19 protein-coding genes are annotated in these 23,881 nt (G+C 65.5%); 13 read left to right on the top strand and 6 right to left on the bottom strand.

The features are described 5' to 3' along the window. The first annotated feature begins 160 nt into the window (after nt 1-160). The 3 genes from VT03_RS14220 to VT03_RS14210 all read left to right on the top strand — a co-directional run bounded on the left by VT03_RS14220 (nt 161) and on the right by VT03_RS14210 (nt 2,455). Nucleotides 161-856 (top strand): GntR family transcriptional regulator, encoded by a 696-nt coding sequence (locus tag VT03_RS14220; RefSeq protein ID WP_075093585.1) that lies wholly within the window; start codon nt 161-163, stop codon nt 854-856. 75 nt (nt 857-931) lie between these two features. Continuing rightward, nucleotides 932-1,897, top strand: coding sequence for a DUF1559 domain-containing protein (locus VT03_RS14215; protein ID WP_075093584.1), 966 nt, complete (start codon nt 932-934; stop codon nt 1,895-1,897). 108 nt (nt 1,898-2,005) lie between these two features. After that, complete coding sequence (locus VT03_RS14210) at nt 2,006-2,455, top strand: hypothetical protein (RefSeq protein WP_156514487.1); 450 nt, start codon at nt 2,006-2,008, stop codon at nt 2,453-2,455. 27 nt (nt 2,456-2,482) lie between these two features. Here the strand turns inward: VT03_RS14210 and VT03_RS14205 are convergent, their stop codons facing one another. Beyond that, nucleotides 2,483-3,634, bottom strand: coding sequence for an aldose 1-epimerase family protein (locus tag VT03_RS14205; RefSeq protein ID WP_075093582.1), 1,152 nt, complete (start codon nt 3,632-3,634; stop codon nt 2,483-2,485). 564 nt (nt 3,635-4,198) lie between these two features. Between VT03_RS14205 and dxr the strand changes: the two genes are divergently transcribed. Genes dxr through rfbD form a run of 3 tightly spaced genes read left to right on the top strand, consistent with a single transcriptional unit; the run spans nt 4,199 to nt 8,288 of the window. After that, nucleotides 4,199-5,386, top strand: a complete 1,188-nt coding sequence (dxr, locus tag VT03_RS14200) for a 1-deoxy-D-xylulose-5-phosphate reductoisomerase (protein WP_075093581.1) — start codon at nt 4,199-4,201, stop codon at nt 5,384-5,386. Continuing rightward, nucleotides 5,374-7,377 (top strand): RIP metalloprotease RseP, encoded by a 2,004-nt coding sequence (gene rseP / locus VT03_RS14195; protein ID WP_231870684.1) that lies wholly within the window; start codon nt 5,374-5,376, stop codon nt 7,375-7,377. Before dxr ends, rseP begins: the two co-directional genes overlap by 13 nt. A 41-nt stretch (nt 7,378-7,418) precedes the next feature. After that, nucleotides 7,419-8,288, top strand: a complete 870-nt coding sequence (rfbD, locus tag VT03_RS14190; RefSeq protein ID WP_075093579.1) for a dTDP-4-dehydrorhamnose reductase — start codon at nt 7,419-7,421, stop codon at nt 8,286-8,288. A gap of 330 nt (nt 8,289-8,618) precedes the next feature. Here the strand turns inward: rfbD and VT03_RS14185 are convergent, their stop codons facing one another. Next, nucleotides 8,619-9,170: a dihydrofolate reductase family protein gene (locus VT03_RS14185; RefSeq protein ID WP_075093578.1), complete on the bottom strand. Its 552-nt coding sequence runs from the start codon at nt 9,168-9,170 to the stop codon at nt 8,619-8,621. A 211-nt stretch (nt 9,171-9,381) separates the two neighbouring features. Between VT03_RS14185 and VT03_RS14180 the strand changes: the two genes are divergently transcribed. Next, nucleotides 9,382-10,041, top strand: coding sequence for a hypothetical protein (locus VT03_RS14180; RefSeq protein ID WP_075093577.1), 660 nt, complete (start codon nt 9,382-9,384; stop codon nt 10,039-10,041). A gap of 3 nt (nt 10,042-10,044) precedes the next feature. Here the strand turns inward: VT03_RS14180 and VT03_RS14175 are convergent, their stop codons facing one another. Continuing rightward, on the bottom strand, nt 10,045-10,944 hold the full coding sequence (locus VT03_RS14175) for an alpha/beta hydrolase (RefSeq protein WP_075093576.1): 900 nt from the start codon (nt 10,942-10,944) through the stop codon (nt 10,045-10,047). A 548-nt stretch (nt 10,945-11,492) separates the two neighbouring features. Between VT03_RS14175 and VT03_RS14170 the strand changes: the two genes are divergently transcribed. Further along, nucleotides 11,493-12,455: a metallophosphoesterase family protein gene (locus VT03_RS14170; RefSeq protein WP_197489324.1), complete on the top strand. Its 963-nt coding sequence runs from the start codon at nt 11,493-11,495 to the stop codon at nt 12,453-12,455. Between the two features lie 413 nt (nt 12,456-12,868). Then, the gene (locus tag VT03_RS14165; protein WP_075093575.1) at nt 12,869-13,327 is read left to right on the top strand and encodes a hypothetical protein; all 459 of its coding nucleotides are present in this window, start codon (nt 12,869-12,871) and stop codon (nt 13,325-13,327) included. 420 nt (nt 13,328-13,747) lie between these two features. On the opposite strand, the gene VT03_RS14160 is transcribed toward VT03_RS14165, so the two are convergent. Further along, complete coding sequence (locus VT03_RS14160) at nt 13,748-17,179, bottom strand: efflux RND transporter permease subunit (RefSeq protein ID WP_075093574.1); 3,432 nt, start codon at nt 17,177-17,179, stop codon at nt 13,748-13,750. Nucleotides 17,180-17,194: 15 nt separating this feature from the next. Then, nucleotides 17,195-18,547: an efflux RND transporter periplasmic adaptor subunit gene (locus VT03_RS14155; protein WP_075093573.1), complete on the bottom strand. Its 1,353-nt coding sequence runs from the start codon at nt 18,545-18,547 to the stop codon at nt 17,195-17,197. A 517-nt stretch (nt 18,548-19,064) separates the two neighbouring features. Here VT03_RS14155 and VT03_RS14150 point away from each other — a divergent pair. From VT03_RS14150 to VT03_RS14140, 3 genes are all read left to right on the top strand, one after another. After that, on the top strand, nt 19,065-20,063 hold the full coding sequence (locus VT03_RS14150; RefSeq protein WP_075093572.1) for a DUF1559 domain-containing protein: 999 nt from the start codon (nt 19,065-19,067) through the stop codon (nt 20,061-20,063). Nucleotides 20,064-20,193: 130 nt separating this feature from the next. Beyond that, a complete protein-coding gene (locus VT03_RS14145; protein WP_156514486.1) occupies nt 20,194-20,622 on the top strand; it encodes a hypothetical protein in 429 nt (142 codons plus the stop codon). A 514-nt stretch (nt 20,623-21,136) separates the two neighbouring features. Next, nucleotides 21,137-21,691, top strand: a complete 555-nt coding sequence (locus VT03_RS14140) for a hypothetical protein (RefSeq protein WP_075093570.1) — start codon at nt 21,137-21,139, stop codon at nt 21,689-21,691. Between the two features lie 58 nt (nt 21,692-21,749). Here VT03_RS14140 and VT03_RS14135 read toward each other — a convergent pair whose 3' ends face one another. Next, nucleotides 21,750-22,049, bottom strand: a complete 300-nt coding sequence (locus tag VT03_RS14135) for a hypothetical protein (protein WP_075093569.1) — start codon at nt 22,047-22,049, stop codon at nt 21,750-21,752. A gap of 271 nt (nt 22,050-22,320) precedes the next feature. Here VT03_RS14135 and VT03_RS14130 point away from each other — a divergent pair, with 271 nt between their 5' ends. After that, entirely contained in the window at nt 22,321-23,571 is a 1,251-nt protein-coding gene (locus VT03_RS14130) for a hypothetical protein (RefSeq protein ID WP_156514485.1), read from the top strand. Nucleotides 23,572-23,881: the final 310 nt, after the last annotated feature.

Here is a 23,881-nt window from a genome sequence, read left to right as displayed (position 1 = left end):
CCTCGTTCGCATTGCGCGCCGCCATCTCGCGGCGAATCCGTTCCTCGCCACCAATTCTTCGTCGTCAATGAAAACATGATGAGCGGTCCGTCAGTTGCATGACTGACCATCGCGCTCACCGGGTCCCATCGATTCGTCACTCTGCGGAAGGGATCGTCCTGTGACCGTCGTCACACAACTCGAGTCCACCTACGAGTACATCCGCGACAAGCTCACGGGCGCGGCGGTCGCTCCCGGAACGAAGCTCTCGCGGCGGCGGCTGGCCGAGGAGATCGGCGTCAGCCCCGCGCTCGTCCAGCAGGCCCTCGGGCAACTCGAAAGCGAAGGACTCGTCGAACGGCGCCCCCAGAGCGGGACCTACGTCCGCGAACTCTCGGCCGACGAATACGCCAACCTCTGCGACGTCCGCGAGCTGATCGAACCCTATGCCGCCGGACGCGCCGCCACCCGCCTCACGGCCAAGCAGCTGAGTCAACTCGAGAGGATCTGCGAACGGTTCCGCGAGCTGGCGGAGAAGGTCACCCATATCGAAACGGTTGAGGGCCGCCACCGCTTCATGCCCCGCCTGGTCCGCGAGGAACAGGATTTCCACGGGATCATCCTGGCCGCCGCCGCCAACCCGCTCGTCATGAACCTGACCTCGACGCTCCGCCTCCTGGCACAGGTGCGGTCCAACGTCGAAGCGGGAGCGATCCAGCGGCAGGTGATGATCGCCGGAGAACACGAATCGATTCTGGAAGCACTTCAGGGCCGCCGGGCGGAGCTCGCCTCCGAGCGGATGCTGCTGCACATTCGCGGCTCCCGCCGACCGCTCGCGGGAGACGAGGACGCCCCGCCGGAACGCGGGAGAAGTTGAGTCGGCACGACGCAGAGACCGTTTGTTTCCCTGCGAGGCCGCAGGGCTGTCCCTTTTGAAGCAAGCGAGGCACGTATGGCGACGCCACGTCTATCCCGCCGCGGATTCACGCTGATCGAACTGCTGGTGGTCATCGCGATCATCGCCGTCCTGGTCGCGATCCTCCTTCCCGCGGTCCAGCAGGCCCGGGAGGCGGCCCGGCAGACGCAGTGCAAGAACAACCTCAAGCAGATCGGGGTGGCGATGCACAGCTACCACGAGACCTTCGACGTCTTCCCGTGCGGGATCTTCGCCGGGCTCGACTACTCCTCGACCGGCGGCCGCGGGGCCCGCGGGAGCGGTTGGTTCCACCAGACCCTCCCGTATATCGACCAGCGGAATATCTACCTGCAACTCGGCCAGATGATGTCCGCCGGGACTCCCGTCGGCGGCGACAACGAGATCTACCGCGCTCCGGAAGCCCTTCGCCGGCTGAAGGTCGCCAGCTTCATGTGCCCCTCCGATCCGAACTCGGGATCGATCATCGGCCCCAGCCATGCGGACGGCTTCAAGGGGAGCTACGTCATGTGCAGCGGCTCGACGACGCTGGGGACCTACGGGGCCGCCAGCCACGTCGGCCCGCAGAACGGCATGTTCTACTTTCAATCGGCGACCCGCATCCGTGATGTCGTCGACGGCACGAGCAACACCATGATGGGGAGCGAGGGGCTCTCCCGCGGCTCGGGCCTCGAGTACGGCGGGGCCGGACAGTACTGGAACGGCTACTGGGGCGGGCCCGTGTTCAACGCCGCGCAGAACCCGAACTCGAGCGTTGCCGAGCGAGTCCACACCTGCCTGACGACGACCTACGCCCTCGCTCCGTGCGTGACGGTCGGCGGGACCGGGACGGACGCGGGGGTCCATGCCCGCAGCATGCATGAGGGGGGCGTGAACGTCCTGCTGGCCGACGGTGCGACCCGCTTTGTCTCCGAGAACATCGACCTCTCGCTCTGGAAAGGGATCGCGACGCGGGCCGGCCAGGAGCGGATCGGGGACTTCTGAGATGCCTTGGGCTGCCGCCTGGGGCGGGCGGCGGCACCGGTGCGGACGGAGAATGGACGGCGCCCCTTCCACCACGATCGACGAACATCGGAACAGGAGAGCGACGCGATGGCTGGGCGGACCGGGGCAGGTGTGCGAGTGATGCTCGCCGGAGTGTGTGTCGCGCTGGCCCTGACCGGCTGCAGCCGGAAGTCGGGGCCGCTCAAGGTTCCGGTCAGCGGCGTCGTGACTCTCGACGGAACGCCGGTCTCCGAGGGGCAGATCGTCTTCAGCGATCCGGCCGGCGTTCAGCAGTCCTATGCCGGTGAGATCCGGAAGGGGGAGTACGTCGTCCAGTCGACGATCGGCGCGAAGAAGGTCTCGATCAGCTCGATGCAGATGGTCTCCGACAAGCAGGGGAAATACGGCGGGATCCAGGGCGACCCCGTCAGCGCGGAGAACCCCTCCAACGTTTACCAGGAGGCGGTTCCGGCGAAGTACAACGCGAAGACCGAGCTGACGATCGAAGTGAAGGAGTCGGGGAAGAACGAATTCCCCTTCAGCCTGACGACGAAGTAGGCGACGGCAGTCTCTTCAACCTTCGGCCTATTCCCCCGCTGCGGACCATCCCCGCTGCGGGGTGCGGTGGACGATCGGCGTCGTCGAGCCCTGGATCGCGGCGATCGACTGCTCGACGCGGCGGACCGAGTCGGCGGAGCCGTAGACGCCGTACTTGAGGCTCGTCCGGTGCGTGGCCCCCGGCGAGAGGGCGATCACGCGGCCGTTCGTCCGCTCGAAGCCTTTGTGATTGGGGAAGTTCGTGGCGGGCTCCAGGCCGACGACGTACCCATCCGCTTCCGGCTGCGTGCATTTCCAGACGACGAAGTGCGGCAGCTCCGACAGCGCGAAGTCGACCGAGAAGCCCCGGTCCCCCGCGGCGTTCCGGAGGAGCGCCATCGTCCGTCCGTCGTGGCCGGCGATCGGTTCGTAGAAGTAGGCTTGTTCCGCGTAGCCGGCGGTCGGACCGAGGCAGGTGGGGTAGGTGTCGATCCCTTCGGCGGCTCGGGCATCCCGCGGAACGACCTGGCGGTGGGGGATGGTGATCGTCGAGCCTTCTTCCAGGAACGGCCGGCCGATGTTTGTGTGATAGAGCAGTTCCAGCTCCGTGACGGTCGAGCCGCTGTTGGTGATCTCGTCGATCACTTCGAACGTCTGTGAGCCGAGCGTCGCTTCGATCCGGGTCCGCAGGTGGAGTTGCGGGCCGAAGAGCGTCGATTCGGAGACGGTCCCTTCGCAGATCAGCCGGTCGCCTTCGATGCGGACGTCGACGTCGTGGGCGGGGGTGTTGGCGATCCGGCCGTGGAGGGTCAGGTCGGACTCGATCGGGCTGCGGGCTCCGGTGTCTCCGCCCGGCGGGCCGTTGGACGAGAGGCCGCAGCGGCACATCAGCTCGTTGAATCCGTCGAGCCATCCGAGGCCGTTGCGGGCCTGGAGGTTGACGAGCCGCGGGTGGACGAGTTGGCGGACCGGAGATTTCCATTCGACCGGGATGCCGTTGAGTTCGGCTCGCCAGATCCCCATGCCGCGGGTGGGGATGACCCAGACTTTGAGAGCGCCGGTGTCGAGTTCGACGAGGTCGATTCCGGCTGAGGAGCCGTTGAGGAGGCGTGTCCCGGTGATTCCTCCCTGGGGAGCGGCGAACTGAAAGCGGATTTCGGCGTCCGAGGACTGGAGGCGGGCGTGGTGGGCGATGGTCATGGGCGAGCGGCGTCCATTGAGTCGGTCGGGTGACGATCGGGGGGCACGGCCCGCACCATAGCTGGAACATGTTCCTCTGGCGACCAGCGTCAAAGCTGCCACCTACCGGGTCCAGGGGCACCCTGGTCAGGGGGTGCAGGGGGCAGAATGCCCATTGCCCGCCGGAGGCCTGGCCGTCGGAAACTGTCTGAAGGAGCACGTGTCCAAGCGCGGACACCGTGCCGGATGCCCCCTCACCAACCCGCGGGGATCTCAGAACGAGCAGGGAGTGTTCCACAAAGCGGACGCCCGTTGTGTCCCACGGTTCCTCAGGGAAGTGCCTCCGGCGGCAAGGGGGCCTGTGTCGTTTTCTGGCCCCTTGACCCTAGCGGCCGTGGCACGTTGGGTTTGAGCTACGGGAGTCGTGCCGGCGAGGACGGGGTTCGAAGGGCCGGGATCGGGCGTCACGATCCTCCTCCGCTCCGAAGCATCCATCCACCTCACAACAACTTGTGTCATTCCGCCTCGCTACCTAGAATCGGTCGTTTCCCCACGGATGGGGGCCTCGGCCTGCTTGGATTCACCATGAAACGGATTGCTGTCCTGGGAGCGACCGGCTCGATCGGAGTGAGCTGTCAGGCAGTGGTTCGCGCGCATCCCGACAAGCTCGCCATCGTCGGGATGACCGCCCACGCCCGCTGGGAAGACCTCGCCAAGGCCTGCCAGGAATTCCGCCCCCTCCGGGCCGCCCTCAGCGACGAATCCCAACGCTCCCAGGTCCCCGCCGGCGCTTTCCCCCGCGAAACAATCCTCGAATTCGGCCCCGACGCCGTCGCCCGCATCGCCGCCATGGCCGAGGCGGACATCGTCCTCTCCGGGATCGTCGGCGCCGCCGGCCTCCGCGGAACGATCGCCGCCCTCGAAGCGGGAAAACCGGTCGCTCTGGCGAACAAGGAGACCCTCGTCGTCGCCGGGCCGCTCGTCATGGGCCTCGTGAACGCCCCGGCCTCGGCCGCGGTTCCCCCGGGGACCTGCCCCCCTCGCAAACTCCTCCCCGTCGACAGCGAGCACAATGCCGTCTTCCAGGCCCTCGAATGCGGCCGCCGGCAGGACGTGAAACGCGTCATCCTCACTGCCAGCGGCGGACCGTTCCGCACCTGGCCCCTGGAAAAAATCAGGACGGCGACCCGCGAAGACGCCCTCGCCCATCCGACCTGGAACATGGGCCCCAAGATCACCGTCGACTCGGCGACGATGATGAACAAGGCCCTCGAAGTCATCGAGGCCCGCTGGCTGTTCGACCTCTCGGCCGACGAGATCGACGTCGTCGTCCACCCGCAGTCGGTCGTCCACTCCATGGTCGAGTACCGGGATGGATCGGTCCTGGCGCAGCTCTCCCCGCCCGACATGAAGCTCCCGATCCAGTACGCCCTCACGTGGCCGGAGCGGTGGGAAGGGGTCAGCCCCCGGCTCGACCTGACGAAATCGTTCGGTCTTCACTTCGAACCGCCCGATCTGCAAAGATTCCCTGCTCTCGCGCTGGGATTTGAAGTCGCCCGCCGCGGGGGGACCTGCGGAGCCGTCCTCAACGCCGCCAATGAAGCGGCCGTCGACCGGTTTCTGAAAAGGGAACTGGCCTTCACGGACATCGCCCGCGCCTGCCGGGACATCCTGAACGCCCATTCGTATAGCCCGTCGCCCACACTGGAAGAGCTCCTGCGGCTCGATGCCTGGGCACGAGAGGAGATGTTCCGTTGGAAGTGTTCGCCCTGAGCCTGATCCTGGCTCCTGAAAAGCTCATCACCATCCTGACGGTCGCCATCGGGCTCGGCCTCGTGATCTTCTTTCACGAGCTCGGCCACTTTGCGGTCGCCAAGTGGTGCAACGTTCTCGTCGAGCGGTTCAGCATCGGGTTCGGCCCCATTCTGCTGAAGAAGAAGTACGGCGAGACCGAGTACGCCCTCTCCGCCATCCCCTTTGGCGGCTACGTCAAGATGCTGGGGCAGGATGACATCGACCCCAGCGAAATGACCGACGCCGACAAGGCGGTCGATCCGCGGTCCTACACCGCCAAGAACGTCTGGCAGCGGATGGCGATCATCTCCGCCGGCGTCATCATGAACATCATCACCGGGACGATGTTCTTCGCCATCGTCTTCGGCGCCGGTCACGACTCCATCCCTCCCCGCATCGGCTACGTGCAGACCGGGCTCCCCGCCTGGGTCAACGGCGTCCGCGAAGGGGACACGATCTATTCGATCAACGACCAGAAGACGATCGAGTTCGAGGACATCCTCAAGGAGACCCTCCTCGGCCACGGACCGCTCCACGTCATCGGCACGCATGCGGACGGCCAGCGGTTCGAGTTCACCGCCGAGCCGCACTGGAACGGCTACAACCGGCTCCTCGGAATGGGATTCGCGCCGGGCCTCGAGCTCGGCCGCCTCCGCGAGGGGAGCAAGGACTCGCTCACGAACCCCGGCTCCCCGGCCGACGAGGCGGGTTTCAAGCCGGGCGACACGATCGTCTCGATCTCCGGGACGCCGCTGAAGACGGCGAACGACCTGAACCGCGTCCTCCGCCAGCAGCGGGGTGAGACGCTGGCGGTGACCGTCCGCCGCGGGGACTCCAAGGCCGAAGAGACCCTGACCCTCAAGCCGATGAACTTCCGGACCCTCGGGATCCGCCTCGACATCGGCAAGGTCGGCGCCGTCCGGCTGAATTCTCCCGCCACGAAGGCCGGGATCCAGAAGGGGGACCGGATCACGAAGGTCGACGGCCAGATCGTCGGCTCCGAGATCGATCCCTTCCGCCTCCCGGACTACTTCTCCGACCACCACGGCCAGCCAGTCGCGCTGACGATCAGCCGCGAGCCGAGCGGCGGTCCGCCGGAAACCATCGAGCTGCAGATTGTTCCCGAGGACTTCGCCCCCTGGAGCGAACCTCCGGGCGAGGGAGACAAGACCGGGGAGGGGGACCCGCTGAGCATTCCCGCCCTCGGGCTGGCCTGCCAGATCCTCCCCAAGATTCTCTCCGTGGCGCCGGACAGCCCGGCCGCCAAGGCGGGGATCAAGGAAAAGCAGAGCATCGACGAGATCGTCTTCCTGCCGGTCGAAGGTTCCCGCAACGACCTGCTCGGCGGCGAAGAGAAGGTGGCCCTCAAGAACGGCGACGGGACCCGGATTCCCTCGGCCTTCTGGCTGATGCAGGATGCGGCGTCTTCCCGCAAGGTGCGGCTGACGGTCCGGACCGAGACGGGCGAGAAGACCGCCGTCACGCTCGAGCCCGCCAGCGAGCCGGACTGGTTCCTCCCGACGATGCGGGGCCTGGGGGGACGGCTCCCCGAAATGTTCCTCCTCAAGGGGGAAACGGTCGGCGAGTCGATCGAGCTCGGCGCCCGCGAGACCCGCAAGCGGATCATGGAAGTCTTCCGCACCCTGGGGGCCCTGATCCGCGGAGACCTGTCGCTGTTCAAGCTCAGCGGTCCTGTGGGGATTGCCAAGATCGGCTACTCGGTCGCCGAAGACAGCCTGATCCACTTCATCAAGTTCCTCGGCCTCATCAGCGTGAACCTGGCGGTCATCAACTTCCTTCCGATCCCCCTCCTCGACGGCGGACACATGCTGTTCCTGCTGTACGAGGGGATCACGGGACGCAAGCCGAGCGAACGGATTGTGATCGGGGCGACGTACATCGGGCTGATCTTCATCGTTAGCCTGATGCTGTTCGTCCTCGGCATCGACCTGTTCGGCGGGAAGAAGTGACGGCGGTTCCGAGGCTCCCCTGGTCTTGAGGGTCTGCCGACATGCGCGTGGCACTCATTGGAGCAGGGGGGCAACTGGCGACGGACCTCGCCCCGCTGTTCCCCGATCTCGTTCCGCTGACCCGCGCCGATCTCGATATCACACAGCCCGACGCGGTGGCGACGGTCCTGGACGGGATCCGTCCGGACGTCGTCATCAACACGGCCGCCTACAACCTTGTCGACAAGGCGGAGTCGGAGCCGGAGCGGGCCTTTGCGGTGAACGCCCTCGGGGCCCGTAACCTGGCCCGCTTGTGCGGAGCCAAGGACTGGACGCTGGTCCATTTCAGCACCGACTACGTCTTTGGCGGCGAGGTCTCGCTCCTTCGCCGGGGCTGGCTCGAGAGCTCGGTCCCCGCTCCCGTGAACGTCTACGGGGCCTCCAAGCTGGCGGGCGAGCACCTTGTCCGGATGCACTGTCCGCGGCACTTCGTGATCCGCACCTGCGGGCTCTACGGGCAGGCGGCCACGAAGGCTAAGGGGAACTTCGTCAAGACGATGCTCCGGTTGGCCAGGGAGCGTCCGGAGGTCCGGGTGGTGGCGGATCAGATCTGCACGCCGACCTTCACCCGCGACGTTGCCCGGATCACCGCGGCGCTGTTGCCGACGGCGGCGTACGGTCTCTATCACGCCACGAATTCCGGCGAGTGCTCCTGGTATGCGGTCGCCGATGAAGCGATTCGGCTGGCCGGCCTCGCGACTCCCGTCGTGCCGATCGAGACCGCCGAATATCCCACGCCTGCACGACGTCCCGCGTTCAGTGCGCTGGAGTGCTCGAGGATCGAGGAAGCGACCGGGCTGACGCTGCGTTCGTGGCAGGAGGCTCTGGCGGAGTATGTCGCGGGGCTGGGGGATGAGAGGGGTCAGAACTGAGGGGCGGCGCGCAAGCTCGAACCGCGGCCTCGCCGGCACAGCTCTGTTTGCTCAAGCCCATCATGCGACGGCCACTGGGGTCAAGGGGGCAACCCCTTGCCGCCGGAGGCACTTCTATGAGGAACCGTGGTAAGCAACGGACGCCCGCTTTGGAATCCCCGCGGGTTGGTGAGGGGGCATACGGCATGGTGTCCGCGTTTGGACACGGACTCCTTCAGACATCTCTCGACGGCCAAGCCTCCGGCGGGCAAAGGGCCAAAAGAACAACACAGGCCCCTCTGCACTCCCCACCAGGGTGCCCCTGGACCCAGGTGGAATGGGCTTGGTTGTCTAAGACGGTCGCAAAACCCGGTAGCGGCTCTGGACGAAGCCGCACGGGTAGGCCTGCGTCGAGACATGCTCCAGCCACTGCTCGGTGCCGGAGTCGCTGAACAGTGGACGACCACTGCCGATCACGACCGGAATCGTCGTAATCGTAAAGTCGTCGATCAGCCCCGCCGCCAGGAACGACTGGATCGTCAGCCCCCCGTCGATGTAGAGACGGGTCATCCCCTCCTTGGCCAGCCGCGCCACGAGTTCCTCCGGAGCCTCCCCCGACAGGCTCACCGTGGAGGGAGCCGCCGCCGGGAGCGCGGCCATCGTCTTGCTGAGGACGATGACCGGCTTCTCCTTATAGAACCACTCCGGGAAGGCGATGACCGTGTCGAACGTCCCCCGCCCCATGACGAGCGCGTCGACAGTCCCGAAGAACGCGTGGTAGCCGAAGTCCTCCCCCGAAGGGACCGTGAGGTTCGCCTTGTCGAGCCAGTCGATGCTGCCGTCTTTCCGGGAGATGAACCCATCGAGGCTGACGGCGATGAAGACGGAGCATCGAAGCGACATGGTGTCAGAATGAAATCGAGAGGAAAAAGAGCGCGCGGACGCGGGACGCGAAGCTCTTCGATTTACCAGGGCTTGCCCGCCGGAGGGGGCCTCGAAGATCATCGTAGCACACGTTTTCGGTGCAACGTGTTGTCGGCCCGGATCCACGGGCAAGAAACCAGACGACGGCGTCCGCGGCAGCCGCGTGAGGCCGATGACAAGGGCTGAAACGATGTTCCGACGCATTCGGGAACTGCTGTTCGGCGCGAGTCCGGCCGAAGCGGCCCAGCGGGCGCAGCTCGACCAGCTGGTCCGGAATCTCCAGGAGGGGACCGGCGGCCTCCCGCTCTGCGATCTGCGGCCGGTCCTGATTCCCAGCTCGATCTTCGACAAAGGGTGGTGGATCGGTCCGTACCATCACTTCCCGGCGCTGCCGGTGTCGCTGACCTGGGCCTATCTGTGTCCCGAGAACACGATGCAGTATCTCACGGACGATGCAGCCGCGCGGCTGACGGCGGAGGGGATCGACTGGCGAACGTCCTCCCGCGAAGCGCTGCGGGCTGACTTCGATCGTCAGCCCTGGAGCCGGGCCTCCCGCACGGAGGAGGGGGCTCTCGGGGCGGTTGCGCTGCTTCACGACGACGGTCTCGGTCCCAGCCGGCTCCTCTGCTACGACGGTCTCCTGAAGCTCTTCCCGGACGGCTTCCAGCTTTACGTGCCGGACCGTTACTCAGCGTTCCTGCTGTCGAACACCGCGCCACCGGCGTTTCTGGACGGAGTGACCCATTCGGTTCGGCACGTCCATCAGAACGCGGGCGTTCCGATGTCGCTCGATCCTCACGACCACTCGCTGCTCCGCGAGGCACTCGCCTCCGCCGGGGAGCTCGTTTGAGGTTTACTGGCCGCTTTGGGCCGCGGCCTGCGGCAGGAAGCCCCGCGTCGCCAGCCAGGCGAGCGACTTCTCCTGCCAGGCGTCCCACATCGGGCCCTTGTAGCCGTTGAGTCCGTGGCCGCCGGAGGGGAGTTCGAGGTACTCCGCCGGGACCTTGTGCGCCAGAAGGGCCTCGTAGAAGAGGCGGCTGTTGTCGGCCGGAACGACCTTGTCGTCGAGAGGGTGGGCGAGGAATGTCGGCGGCGTCTTGTCCGTCACCTGCTTCTCGTTGGAGTAGAGGTCGATCAGGCTGGCGGCTGGCTCGGCTCCGAGAAGGTTCTTTCGCGAACCGGCGTGGCCTTTCTCTCCCATCGAGATCACCGGATAGACCAGGATCGCGAAGTCCGGGCGGGAGCTGGCGCGGTCGCTGGGGTCGGTCGCCTTCGGATCGCCTTCGTCAAAGTGGGTCTCGGCGGTCGAGGCGAGATGGCCGCCGGCGGAGAAGCCGATGATGCCGACCTTGGCCGGGTCGATCTTCCATTCCTCGGCATGTGACCGGACCGTCCGGATCGCGCGCTGCGTGTCGAGGAGCGGGACGGCGTGGCGTCCGGCGGGGAGGCGGTATTGCAGTACGGCGCCGGTGACGCCGTGCTTGTTGAGCCATGCCGCGATGCCGTGTCCTTCCGCCTGGATGGCGTGGCCGCCGTATCCGCCCCCCGGGCAGATGACGAGGGCGGTGCCGTTGGGCTTTTCCGGGCGGTAGACCGTGAGCCAGACGTTCGTCTTTTCGGTCTGGCCGTTGCCGAGCGCCGCCTCGCCGTTCCAGAGATCGATCCGGAGCGGTTCTTCACCGCGGGCGATGTCCGGGGAGGCCGAGACGCAGAGGGCGACAAGCAGTCCGGCGATCAGAAGGTTCAGGCGCATGAAGGAGTCCGGTATGCGGGAACGGGGCGAGGCGTCCTCGATTGGTCGGAGTGTGCAGTGCGGGATCCGGCGGGGTCAAGCGGTGCGTTCGCGGAGTGATGCGCGTAGGGCCAATCCGTTCGCCTGGTTAAACCGGGTCCAGGGGCACCCTTGTGGGGGATGCAAGGGGGCAACGCCCCTTTGCCCGCCGGAGGCCTGGCCGTCGGGAGTTGTCTGAAGGAGCACGTGTCCAAACGCGGACACCGTGCCGTGTGCCCCCTCACCAACCCGCGGGGATGGCAGAACGAGCGGGGAGTTCTCAACGCGGGTCCCACAAAGGGGACATCCGTTGCTTACCACGGTTCCTCATGGAAGTGCCTCCGGCGGCAAGGGGGCCTGTGTTGTTTCTTTGGCCCCTTGACCCCAGGCTGCCGTCGCACAATGGGTTTGAGCAAACGGAGTCGTGCCGGCAAGGACGCGGTTTGAGCCAGCCGTTACCTCTCGCGGTCTTCTCCGCAGAGACCTCCGACGTCAGAATCGCCGGCTCCCGGAGACCCTGGAACCGTCCCATGCTGAATCGCCGCGAATTCCTCACCACGCTGTCCGCCGTCCCTCTCCTGACGACGATTCCAGCGCTGGCCCAGGACGCGGCAAAGAAGCCGCTGCGGTTTGGACTCATTACGGACGTCCACCAGGACATCATCCCCGACGCCTCCGCTCGTCTTGGGGCTTTCGTGGACGCGATGACCCGCGCGGAGGTCGACTTCATCGCGCAGCTCGGCGACTTCTGCATCCCCAAGGAGGCCAACCGCGGCTTCTACGAGGTGTGGGAACGGTTTCAGGGGCCGAAGTACCACGTCCTCGGCAACCACGACATGGACGGCGGGTTCACGCGGGAACAGACGGTCCGGTATTACGGGATGCCGCATCGCTACTACGCCTTCCAGCAGGGGGGCGTGAAGTTCATCGTCCTGGATGGCAACGATCCCGGCGGGACGAGCCAGGGCTACAAGCGGTTTGTCGGTCAGGAGCAGGCGGAGTGGCTCCGGAAGGAACTGTCGGCCGACGCGCGGCCCGTCGTGATCCTGATCCATCAGCCGCTCGACGGTCCGTCGGGGGTCGACAACTTTGCCGAGATCGGGCGGATCCTGAAGGGGGAAGGAGGGGCTCGGCCGAACGTCCTGGCCGTCTTCTCCGGTCATCTGCATCAGGACTATCACCGGCCGATCGACGGCGTCCATCACATCCAGGTGAACAGCGCGTCGTATTACTGGATGGGGGCCAAGTACAACCACCGCAGCTACGGTGAAGCGGCCCACGAGAAGTCCCCTTACCTGCAGTCCACCTGCCCCTATGAAGGCCCGCTGTGGGCTGTGGTGACGCTGGATCTGGCCAAGGGGGCGTTGACCGTTGAAGGGATGAAGACCGCCTGGCTGGGCGGGAGTCCGTGGGATGTGGGGGCGACGCCGCAGTCGCATGACGCGGGCATTGTCCGGCCGGAAGTCTCGCCGCGCTCGATTGTCCTGGCTTGAACGGGCCGTGAAGCCTGCGAGCGGTCCCTGAACGGGGGCCCTCGAGGGGGACTTTCGCAGTCCTCGTCTCTGGCGCTGCTGATGGCGACCTTGTTCCGAGATGTGTTTTGAAATCCCGAGTGCAGTTCCTGCAAGACGGGTGCGGCGCCGCTGTTCTCAATTCGATGCCAGTTTTCGCGCGGGGCGGGCGTCAAACTCCGAACGATTCCTGCGGTCGACGGTCGGTCCGGCGGAAGGTGCCGACGGTGGGCTGTCTCAAATCGATTCCACGTTTGTGGCACGGGTGGTGCTTTTCTGATTCCACGTCAACGCGGGAATGACCGCTGACAGCAACCCGAAACGACGCTGGTCACCTCTGCAGTTCGCAGCGACTCCGGCGGGTTCGAATGGGTTCCAAGAAAGGATCTCTTCCCATGAACGCTTCTCTTCTCCTCCGTTCCGCTTTCGTGACCCTGGCTGCCGTGGCGGTGGGGGTTGGTGAATCGAACGCTCAGGTTCCGACGCTGTACAGCCCGTATGTCCCGATGACGACCAGTGTTTACTCGACCGTGGCTCCGGCTCCGGTTTACGGGACGCAGTGGGGGACGACTCCGGTGTACGGGAACTCGTACAACGGGATCGGTGTGGGTGGCTGCTACGGTCCGTCGACGATCAACAACTCGGCGTATCGTCCGCAGTACCCGTACGGGACGGCTTCGAACGACTGGTACTGGAACTCGGGTGTTCATCATCCGAACTACTCGAACGACTACCGTTCGAACGATTACCGCGGGTCGTGGTCGCACTTCGGGAACAACAGCAACTTCAACAACAACAGCAACGACTGGTGGCGGAATGATCGGTCGCGGTTTGACCATGATCGGTTCCGGTAGTGGTTGGAGTTGGTGAGGTTGGACCAGTGCAACGCCCCGATCGCAGGATCGGGGCGTTTCTGTTTCATGGGTCGAAATCGTCCTTGCCGGCACGGCGTCGACAGCTCAAACCCAACGTGCGACGGCAGCCGGGGTCAAGGGGGCCTCGCCCCCTTGCCGCCGGAGGCACTCCTGTGAGGAACCTTGGTAAGCGACGGACGACCCCTTTGTGGAACCGGCGCTGAGGACTCACCGCTCGGTCTGTAGTCCTCGCGGGTTGGTGAGGGGGGCATCCGACACGTTGTCCGCGTTTGGACACGTACTCCTTCAGACATCTCTCGACGAGACGGCCTCCGGCGGGCAAAGGGGGCGTTGCCCCTCTGCACTCCCCACCAGGGTACCCCCTGGACCCGGTGAGGGGGGGACTTCTTCTCTACGCTGTTAGTGATGCTCGGTCGGCGGTGCAGGCGCTTCGCCATCCTTCGGCATCCCGCGCACCGGCTGACCCAGGAACCTCTCCACGACATAGAAGAAGACCGGCGTCAAAAAGATTCCGAACATCGTCACGCCCAACATCCCTGAGAACACCGCCACACCCAGCGTCTTCCGCATCTCCGCCCCGGCCCCCGTCGCCACGACCAGCGGCAACACCCCCAGGATGAACGCGAACGACGTCATCACGATCGGACGCAGCCGGACCGTACTCGCCTGAACCGTCGCCTCCTTCAGCCCCAGCCCATCCTTCTCCATCCGCTCCTTCGCAAACTCGACCACCAGAATCGCGTTCTTGCACGCCAGGCCGACCAGCACCACGAACCCGATCTGCACAAAGATGTTCATGTCCATGTGCATGATCGCGATCCCGATCAACGCACACAGCACGCACATCGGCACCACGAGAATGATCGTCCACGGCAACGTCCAGCTCTCGTACTGCGCCGCGAGGATCAAATAGACCAGCACGATCGCCCCGACGAGCGCCGAGATCGGGTTCTGCAACACGTCCCGGAAACTCGTCAGCTTGGCCGACTGCTGCTGCAGGAACGAGATCTCCGTCCACTCCGGCACCATCGAGACCGGCAACTGCCGCGCACTGAGCGACTCCATGTTCTTCAGCACCTGCCCGGTACTGACGAGCGGCGAGTTCACCCCGTTGACCACCGCGGCCGGATAGGTGTTGAAGCGGTTGATCAGCACCGGCCCCGTCGAGTCTTCGATCTTCGCGATCGCCCCAAGCGGGACCGCCTGACCGGCGCGGTTCAGCACCTTGAGCCGCCGCACCGTGTCGGCATCGATCCGGAACTCCGCCTCCGCCTGGGCGTTGACCTGCCACGTCCGGCCGAAACGGTTGATGTCGTTGACGTAGTAGCCCCCCATGTAGACCTGGAGAGCACTGAACACCTGGTTGAGCTCGACCCCCATCGACTTGCACTTGGTGCGGTCGACATCGATATAGAGCTGCGGCGTGTTCGCCCGGAAACTGTTGTAGACCAGGATCATCCCCGGCAGACGGCGGGCTTCGTCCGCCAGCCTGTCCGCCTGGGCCTGCAGCGCCTCGAAGCCGTTGTCCCCCCGGTCCTCGACCATCAGCTTGAAGCCGCTGGCGTTCCCGAGGCCGTCGACGGGCGGAGCGCCGAAGACCGAGATCCGGGCGTCGGGAATCTTGCTGAACTCCTGCCGCAGCCGCATCGCGATCGCGTCCGCCCGCTGCTCGGCTCCATGACGCTCGTGGAACGGCTTCAGGATCATGAAGCCCCCGCCGTAGTTGGAGGAGATCGCGTTGAGGATGAACGACTGGCCGCTCACGTCCAGGATGTGCCCGACGCCGGGAGTCTCGAGGGCGATCTTCTCGATCTGATGCATCACCTCGTCCGTCCGCTCCAGCGACGCGGCGTCGGCGAGCTGGACGTCGAGCAGCAGATACCCCTTGTCCTGGTTCGGGATGAATCCGGTCGGAATCCGCGTCATGCCGAAGCCCGTCAGCCCCAGCAGACCGGCGTAGACAAAGAGGACGATGAAGCTCAGCCGCAGCAACCCCTGGATCGTGCGGCCGTAACCGGCGGTCACGGCGTCGAACACCTTGTTGAAGCCACCGAACGCGATCTTGAGGCTCTTGTTGACCGGGTGCGCCAGGGCAAACCCGATGATCAGACCGGGGACGAGCAGCGTGGTCCAGATCGCCCACTGCCGGAGCGATGCGGTGGTCGTCTCTCCCGCGCCGTGCTCCCCCGCCAGGCCGAGCCACGCGCCGAAGAACGTCTGGCCGATCCAGGCAGTCAGCAGTCCGGCGAGGATCATGATCCCCCACCACGGCAGGGCCTCGCGGTGGTCGTGCGCCTCCTCGCCCGGCTTGGGATCGCGGAAGACCGACGTGGCCCGCGCGGGGGTCATCGTCATGGCGTTGATCGCCGAGATGACCATCGAGGCCGCGATTGTCAGCGCGAACTGCCGGAAGAACTGGCCCGTGATCCCGCCCAGGAAGGCGCTTGGCAGGAACACGGAGCTGAGGACGAGCGTGATCGCGATGATCGGACCGGTGATCTCGTTCATCGCATTGATGGTCGCGTCGCGGACCTTGTAGCCCATGCCGATCCAACGCTCGATGTTTTCGAGGACCACGATCGCGTCGTCGACCACGATCCCGATCGCCAGCACGAGGCCGAACAGCGTCAGGTTGTTGAGGGAAAAACCCATCAGTGACATGACGGCGAACGTCCCGACGAGCGAGACCCCGACGTCGATCATCGGCAGGACAAGCGCCTTCCAGTCCTGCAGGAACAGGAGGACGACGATCGCCACCAGGATCACGGCGTCCCGCAGGGTCTTGAAGACCTCCGCCACCGACTCGCGGATGAACGGGGTCGTGTCGTAGTCGATCCGGAACTGGAGCCCGGGCGGGAAGCGGCGCTCGAGCTCCCGCATGCGGGTCTTGACCCGGTCGGCGGTGTCGAGGGCATTGCTCCCGGGGAGCTGCCAGACTGCGAGGCTCGCCGCCGGCTGGCCGTCGACGCGGCAGCTCGTGTTCATGTTCTTGGCCCCGAGCTCGACCCGGGCCACGTCCTTGAGCCGCGTGATCTGCCCGTTGTCTCCGGACTTGATGACGATCTCCTCGAACTGCTCGGGCTCCGTGAGCCGGCCGAGCGTCGTCATCGTGAGCTGGAAGTCGAGACCGGCCGGGACGGGGGGCTGGCCGATCTGGCCGGCGGCCACCTGGACGTTCTGCTCCTGCAGGGCTTTGACCACATCGCCGGCGGTCAGGTCGCGGGTCGCCAGCTGGTCCGGGTTCAGCCACACCCGCATGCTGTAGTCCTGCTGGCCCAGGATCGTGACGTCCCCCACCCCTTCCAGCCGGGCCAGCTCGTCGCGGACCTGGATCGTGGCGTAGTTGCTGATGTAGAGCTGCTCGTAGTGCGGCTTCTTCGTCTTGGGGTCGTTCTCCGAGAAGAGCGCCACCGCCAGGAGAATGTTGGGGGACTTCTTCTTCGTCGTGACTCCGGTCTGCTGGACGATGTCCGGCAGGAGCGGCAGCGCCTGGGCGACGCGGTTCTGCACCAGGACCTGCGCCATGTTGAGGTCCGTCCCCAGCGAGAACGTGACCGTCAGCGTGTAGCTGCCGTCGCTGGCGGACTGCGACGCCATATAGAGGGCGTTCTCAACCCCGACCACCTGCTGCTCGATCGGAGCGGCGACGGTGTCCTGCACGACCGCGGCGCTCGCGCCGGGGTAGACGCAGGTGACCTGCACGGTCGGAGGCGCGATCTCGGGGTACTGCGCGATCGGCAGGATGTAGTTGCAGATCACGCCGGCCAGGACGATGACGATCGACAGGACCCAGGCGAAGATGGGCCGGTCGATGAAGAAACGAGCCAGCACGGTGCGTTCTCCAGATCAGCGGGCGTTCGATTCGGTCGTGGACTTCGGCGCGTCGGAGCGGGACGGCGGAGAGGGCTCGGGAGAGGCCGGCGGAGCGGAAGGACCAGGAGGGCTGGCCGGCGCCGCGGGAGTTGAGGGAGCTTTGGCGTTCGCGGCCGGCGGCCTGGGAGCGTCGTCGGAGGACGGGGCGCTTCTTTCGGCCGGGATGGCGTCGTTCGTGGTGTCCTCGATCGTCCCGTCGGTCGGCTGGACCTTTTCCTCGGGACGGACCAGCAGGCCCCCACTGATGATCACCTTGTCGGCGACGGCCAGTCCCTCCTTGATGACCCGCAGCCGGCCGTGCTTCGTTCCGAGGACGACGTTCTTCCGCTGGGCGAGTCCCTTGTCGTCGACGATATAGACGAACTTGTCGCTCTGGTCGGTGTTGAGGGCCCGTTCCGGAACGAGGAGCGCCGGATACCCCTGCTCCGAGGCGATCCGCAGGCGAACGAACAGCCCCGGCGTGAGGGCCCGGTGCGGGTTGGGGAAGACCGCCCGGACCTGGATCGTTCCGGTCGAGGGATCGACGATGTTCGAGGCGAAGTCGACCTTCCCTTTCTCCGGGTACACCGACCCGTCGGCGAGGACGATCGTCGTCTCGATGTTTCGTTCGCGGACCGGCTGCGCCTCCATCTGGCCGTCGCTGGCGATCCGCCGCTGCGTGTAGCGGAGGAAGGCGAGCTCATCCGGATTGAAATAGACGTACATCGGATCGACGGAGACGATCCGGGTCAGGGCCGGGGCCCCGGCGCCGGACTGGATCAGGTTTCCCCGCGTGACGAACGCCCGGTCGATCCGGCCCCCGATCTCGGCCTGGATCTTGGTGAACTCGACGTTGAGACGGGCGACCTCGGCATCGGCCTTCGCGGACTCGATCGCGGCGAGCGATTCCCCTTCAGTCGCGACGTCGCTCTCGTAGGTCTCCTGCGTTCCAGCTCCGCTCTTGAGAAGCCGCTCGCTGCGGGCGCGGGAGGACTTGGCGAACTCGTACTTGGACTCGTAGAGCTTGATCCGCGCCTTGGCCTGGTCGAACGTGGCCGAGTAGGTGCGGGGATCGATCAGGAACAGGTCCTGCCCCTTTTTGACGATGTCCCCCTCCTGGAAATAGATCTCCTGGAGATACCCGGAGACGCGGGCCCGGACTTCGACGGTCTCGGGGGCTTCGATCCGTCCCGTGTATTCATCGACGTCGCGGACTTCGCGCGACAGCGGCGTCGCGACGGTGACCTTGGGGGGCTGCGGCGGCGGGAGACTGCCGGCGGCGGAACCGCACCCGGCGAGCGCCGAGGCCAATGCCATCAGGGCGAGCAACAGGAGAGCGTGGGGCATGGAGCGAACCCTGGGGAAGCTTCGCAGGCAGGACGGTTGTCGGCGAAACGCACGCAGATCGGCTCCCGCCCCGAGCAGGCGCATCGCAGAGCGGGGAGCTGTTTGTGGAATCGTAACACATCCCTCCTTTGCCCCCGGAGCGCACCGCGGGCACTTTCTTCACCACCTGCTCCGTTGAAGAACGGCGTGACCCGGAGCCGGATCGCGGCGGCGCGGGCGGGCGCCTCGTGAAGACCGAGCCGGGTGGCCCGTCCTTTGCTCTCCTGCCCTTCGCCAGTCTTTGGCCTGGATTTGCATGCTGATCTCGCTCGGGCGTGCGTACTGTCGTCGCAACGACTGTTGAAAGTGTCGGCATCCCGCCACGACTTTCCCACCAAGTTTCCCGCCTGGATTTTCCTCCTGTTTGCCAACCTGCTGGACCTGGTTCCGGACTACGGCGCATCAGCCCGGTCCGGAGGGAGGCTCGCTCTCTCGTCCCCACGTTCCACGTCCGTTCTTCCGAGTGCAAAGGTTCAAGATGCGAGTTCGTCGAGGGTTTACGTTGATCGAGTTGCTCGTCGTCATTGCGATCATTGCGGTGCTGGTGGCGATCCTGCTTCCGGCGGTGCAGCAGGCGCGGGAAGCGGCGCGGCAGTCGCAGTGCCGGAACAACATGAAGCAGGTGGGGCTGGCCCTGTTCAACTATGAAGAGCAGAACGGGGCCTTTCCGATCGGAGCCACGGGAGGCCAGCGCGGCGCGAACTGGTTCGTCCGGATCCTTCCGTTCATCGATCAGAAGGCGGGCTACGACCGGGTCGACTTCTCCGCCGGCAGCTTCTACGGCCACGTCAGCCTGCAGCCGATCCTGGCGACGCTGAAGGTTCCGATCTTCGTCTGCCCGTCGAGTCCGAACGGCTACTCAAGCCCCAATGCCACGATCACGAGCTATGCCGGCGGAAGCATGCTCATGGACTACGTGGGGATCGCGGGAGCCTATCCGGACCCGGCCGCGACGCCCCGGACCGCGACCGTGTGCACCGCCGGTCAGGTGCAGGGGGGCTACTACTGCGAGAACGGAGGACTGATCGGATTCCGGGCCAAGTCGCTTCGCGACTTCAAGGACGGCTCGTCCAACGCAATGCTGGTCGGCGAACAGTCGGGACAGGTGAATGGGACGGAGAACTCGTCGAATGCGCTCGGCGGATGGTACGGAATCGTCGCGAACACCATGGTCCGCAGCGATGGCGGAACCACCTGGGACGGCGCGACCCCCGTCAGCGCGATCACCTCGAGCAGCGGCTACACCGGGGGCCTGACGACGGTCCGGCATCCGATCAACAGCTACTGGCTGCAGGGGGCTCCGTCGAGCGCCAACAGCCCTTACGAGGCCAACTACATTCTGAACTCGTATCACACCGGTGGAATCGAGGCCCTGTTCGCCGATGGCTCGGTCCACTTCCTCTCGGAAAGCCTGCACATGCCGACACTGCTGAAGATCTCGTCGATCGACGACGGCGCGATCCCCGGCGAGTTCTGAGAGCGTTGTCCGTGTGTCGTCGGTTTTCAGCGAGTTGTTCGGGCGGCGAGATGTCGAGGTCCTTCTGCCGATCCGAAGACCGGCCGCGGGCCTCAGCGCGGATGGCCTGAGAGAGAATGGGATGAGCGAGATGGGGAGACGAACGGCGTGGGTGTTCCGGCGGAGGGTGATCGTCGCCCTGGGTGGACTGGTGATTGGGGCGGCGGGTTGCGGACAGCATGTCCCGCACTCAGGAAAGAGCCGGGCCGACGTCGTCGTGAAGGTGATGTTTGGCGGGCAGCCGGTGACAGCGGGCGACGTCGATCTCAATAACCTGGAGACGGGCGAAGGGGGAGGCGGAGCGCTCGATCACACGGGAACGGCGCGAATCCCCGGGGTTGTCCTGGGGGACTACACCGTGACCGTGTTGCCGCCGCTTTCGAGTCCGATTCCGGGAGAGAATGCTCCGGCAGCAAAGATTCCGCCGATCGATCGGAAGTTCCAGTCTCCGGAAAAGAGCCCGCTCAAGCTGAGTGTTCCGGCGGAAGGACGAGAGATCGCCTTCGATCTCAAGCCGTAGGGGCTCCCGGCGCGATGAGCAGGCCTGTTTGCCGGACCGTGCGCGGGTCGACCGCGGACCGCGTCCTTGCCGGCGCAGCTCCCCTTGCTCGCCCCCAACGTGCGACGGCCGCCGGTGTCAAAGGCCCCAAAGTCACAGTACGGCCCCTGGCCGCCGGAGACACTTCCCTGAGGAACCGTGGTCCACGAAGGACGTCCGCCTTCGGGAACCAGTGGCGAAGACTCCCTCAAAACACACCGCCTGCGACGCAACCCCCGTTGATGACTGAGGGGCATGCCACACGTTGTCCGCGCCTGGCACTTGCTCCTGACGGCGGTATCCGACAAGAGAGGGGTGAGGCTCCTGGACCCCCGGTCGACCGATGAAATCGTGGCGTGTGCAGAAGACCCGGCCGACCAGGCGCGACCAATCGGCGAAGCCACCGCAAGGAGCCGACTGCCGCCACCTCTATTGCTCGCGCAGCCATGCTCGCTCCATAATTCCGTGCGGGTTCCTTCCTCGCGGGAGAAGGCCAATGTCCTGCTTCCGGCTGCACGCGGCGGTCTGTCTGGCTCTGCTCTTGATTAGCTCCCCGGCGAGCCCGGAGGAGAAGCCCGATGACGCGAAGGCGAATGTCCTGCAGGTCGATCCCGTCGGCCGGCCGGTCCTGGGCCCCAAGAAGGCGCAGGGACCGCGGTACCTGATCTGGCATGCCGATGGCCAGTGGCATCTCCGGACGAGATCGTCAGCCGATCAGGCGACGTTTCGCGGGACGATCACAGTCCGGGACGGCAAGGTCACGGAGCTTGCCAACTTTGGAGACCTGGAAACACGCAAGCGGGGCAAGAGAAACATTCAGGACGTCGGAAAGCTGAACGCCGCGCGGGACCGGATTGCGTTCGAGTTCCGGACCAGCACGGGTGAGGATGGGTTCGACTTTTCGCTCGGGCCGGGCGCGACCGCGTTGGAGTTCGATCTGAAGATCGACGAAGAGCCGACTCCGGGGAAGGTGTATCTGGGCCGGAAGGCGGTCAGCCCCCCCAAGGGAAAGTTCCTGTTGGCGCCCGATCCGCCGGACAAGGGAACGTGATCTCAAGGTGCCCGGAGCGGCACAGCGGAGTCGGCGCGGGACCGAGCGACCAATCCGTCTACTCGAGCGGGCCCTTCCACTCCGTGGCGCCGGGGCCGAGATGGTTCTGGGCGAACGTCCCGCCGTCGTCACCATTCAGCGTTTCCTCGACGGGGTCGACCTGATCGACCTCCTCGGGATGGAGATGGGCCAGGGCGGCCTCGTCTCCTCGCCAGAACTGGCCGAAGTGGCGGAAGCCCCACGAGGTGAGGCGGTCCCGGGCGCCGGCATCGTCGAGCGGCGTTCCGGCGGCCTTGGCGTTGGCGATCATGCGGGCAATGTTGACTCGGACAAGGACTTCCTGGGTTGGGACGGACATGGCGGGCTCCCTGGATCGGCCTCGCAGTCGGTTTGCATCAACAGAAGGTTGCAGCTTCTGCTGCCCTGCACCGATCTCGAGGCCAAGGTGAAACTGGCTTTCCGATTGCTCTTGGCTGCAAACGCCGGACCCCGGTGAGCGGCGCAGAAGGCTTCACGGCTGTTTGGCGAATGAAGTTTCTTGCTGCCTCTGCGAGCTCCCTGGAGAATCATCAGCAAGGGCCTCGCTCCTGAACGAGGCGACGGCGCGGTGGAGTCTTGGAGGGCCGATTGTGTCCGTACGTATCCTCTGGGGAGCCCTGCTGACGGTCTTTGTCGCTCAAGCTGCGATCGGGCAGGAGGAGAGCGAGGCCGCGAGAGCTCCGAAAACGTTGGCGTTGCTGGGGGCGAAGCTGACCCGTGATCCCCTGAGCGGGCGGGTCATCGGAGTGTCGCTCCAGGGGAGCCGGCGATTCAGCGACCGGTACGTTCATCTCCTGACATCGATTGAGGGCCTGCAGGAGGTGAATCTGTGGAGCACGGCGATCACCGAGTCGGGTTTGAAGGAGCTGACCGCGTGCCAGGACCTGACCGCGCTCAATCTGCGAGCCACCCGGATCGGCGACGCGGGATTTCAACATCTGGCTGCCTTCACAAAGCTTCGGACCCTCGCGCTCAACGGTTCTGACCTGTCGGACGAGGGACTGGCCGGAATCCTGACGCTGGAGCAGCTGGAGGTCCTGACCCTCGGCGAGACGCAGGTCAGCGATGCCGGGTTGAAGAAGATTGCGACGCTCCCTCGCCTGACGACGCTCGATCTCTATGGGACTCAAACGACCGATGCCGGGCTCGCCGCTCTCCGGGGATCTCGAACTCTGGCCAATCTTCTGCTGACACACACCCGGATTACGGACGACGGACTCAAGGAACTTCGACACCTTCCGAGCCTGACCGCTTTGGGCCTGGTGAAGACGCAGGTCACCGACGAGGGGATGAAAGCGGTCGGCGATCTGACGCCGTTGAAGCGGCTCAACCTCTGCAATCACCTGATCACCGATGTCGGCGTCAAGGAACTGCGGCGCCTCGTGAACATCGAAGTCCTCGACTTCCGCAACGCTCAACTGACGGACGCGGGGCTGGAGGAGCTACGCGAACTGAAGCATCTCACCGACCTCAATCTCGCCAACACGCGCGTCACCGATATCGGGCTGAACGTGGTGGGACAGTTCCGAACGCTGACCGTACTCGATCTGTCGTTGACGGCCATCACGGACGCGGGCCTGGTGAAACTGTCGGAGCTGGACGGCCTCGGAGTCCTGGGACTGCGGGGAACGGGGGTGACGGACGCCGGGGTGCGGGAGGTCGCGTCGCTGAGCGGGATGTGGTATCTGGATCTGGGGCGAACGAAGGTCACCGACACGTGTCTGGAGGAGTTGATGAGGCTTCCGAACCTGAAGACGGTCAGCCTCGACCAGACGGCGGTGAGTGACGCGGGCTGTGCCGAGTTCAAACGGGCGCGGCCGAAGGTTCGCATCGACCGCTAGCGAGCCAAAGATTGACGGGTGCGCCGTGCGGGGAACGGCGCGCGTCGCCTTCCAGGGGCAGGTCCGCAGCTCAGCCGCGCCGATGTCGTTGCGGTTCATCAGACTTCGGGTTTTTGAAACACAGAGACACGGAGAGGGACGGCAGGAGAACCGGCGTTCGCAAGGGTTTTCGGAAGAGCGTGGGAGCCACAGATGAACACGGATGGACACAGAGAGAAGGCAGTGAGGCGATCCCCACCGCCCCCCGATCCCGCCTCTGCCTCTTTCCTCTCCGTGTCCTCTGTGTCTCTGCGTTTCCCGCCTCTTCTGA

Origin of the sequence: Planctomyces sp. SH-PL14, from assembly GCF_001610835.1 — a bacterium.
GTDB lineage: Bacteria > Planctomycetota > Planctomycetia > Planctomycetales > Planctomycetaceae > Planctomyces_A.
This window is presented reverse-complemented; position numbering and strand designations above follow the sequence as displayed.

What these genes read in the sequence shown, in the direction of transcription:
- VT03_RS14215 (WP_075093584.1), top strand. Translation starts at nt 932, where the DNA reads ATGGCGACGCCACGTCTATCCCGCCGCGGATTCACGCTGATCGAACTG.
- VT03_RS14210 (WP_156514487.1), top strand. Translation starts at nt 2,006, where the DNA reads ATGGCTGGGCGGACCGGGGCAGGTGTGCGAGTGATGCTCGCCGGAGTG.
- VT03_RS14205 (WP_075093582.1), bottom strand. Translation starts at nt 3,634, where the DNA reads ATGACCATCGCCCACCACGCCCGCCTCCAGTCCTCGGACGCCGAAATC.
- dxr (WP_075093581.1), top strand. Translation starts at nt 4,199, where the DNA reads ATGAAACGGATTGCTGTCCTGGGAGCGACCGGCTCGATCGGAGTGAGC.
- rfbD (WP_075093579.1), top strand. Translation starts at nt 7,419, where the DNA reads ATGCGCGTGGCACTCATTGGAGCAGGGGGGCAACTGGCGACGGACCTC.
- VT03_RS14185 (WP_075093578.1), bottom strand. Translation starts at nt 9,170, where the DNA reads ATGTCGCTTCGATGCTCCGTCTTCATCGCCGTCAGCCTCGATGGGTTC.
- VT03_RS14180 (WP_075093577.1), top strand. Translation starts at nt 9,382, where the DNA reads ATGTTCCGACGCATTCGGGAACTGCTGTTCGGCGCGAGTCCGGCCGAA.
- VT03_RS14175 (WP_075093576.1), bottom strand. Translation starts at nt 10,944, where the DNA reads ATGCGCCTGAACCTTCTGATCGCCGGACTGCTTGTCGCCCTCTGCGTC.
- VT03_RS14170 (WP_197489324.1), top strand. Translation starts at nt 11,493, where the DNA reads ATGCTGAATCGCCGCGAATTCCTCACCACGCTGTCCGCCGTCCCTCTC.
- VT03_RS14165 (WP_075093575.1), top strand. Translation starts at nt 12,869, where the DNA reads ATGAACGCTTCTCTTCTCCTCCGTTCCGCTTTCGTGACCCTGGCTGCC.
- VT03_RS14155 (WP_075093573.1), bottom strand. Translation starts at nt 18,547, where the DNA reads ATGCCCCACGCTCTCCTGTTGCTCGCCCTGATGGCATTGGCCTCGGCG.
- VT03_RS14150 (WP_075093572.1), top strand. Translation starts at nt 19,065, where the DNA reads ATGCGAGTTCGTCGAGGGTTTACGTTGATCGAGTTGCTCGTCGTCATT.
- VT03_RS14145 (WP_156514486.1), top strand. Translation starts at nt 20,194, where the DNA reads ATGGGGAGACGAACGGCGTGGGTGTTCCGGCGGAGGGTGATCGTCGCC.
- VT03_RS14140 (WP_075093570.1), top strand. Translation starts at nt 21,137, where the DNA reads ATGTCCTGCTTCCGGCTGCACGCGGCGGTCTGTCTGGCTCTGCTCTTG.
- VT03_RS14135 (WP_075093569.1), bottom strand. Translation starts at nt 22,049, where the DNA reads ATGTCCGTCCCAACCCAGGAAGTCCTTGTCCGAGTCAACATTGCCCGC.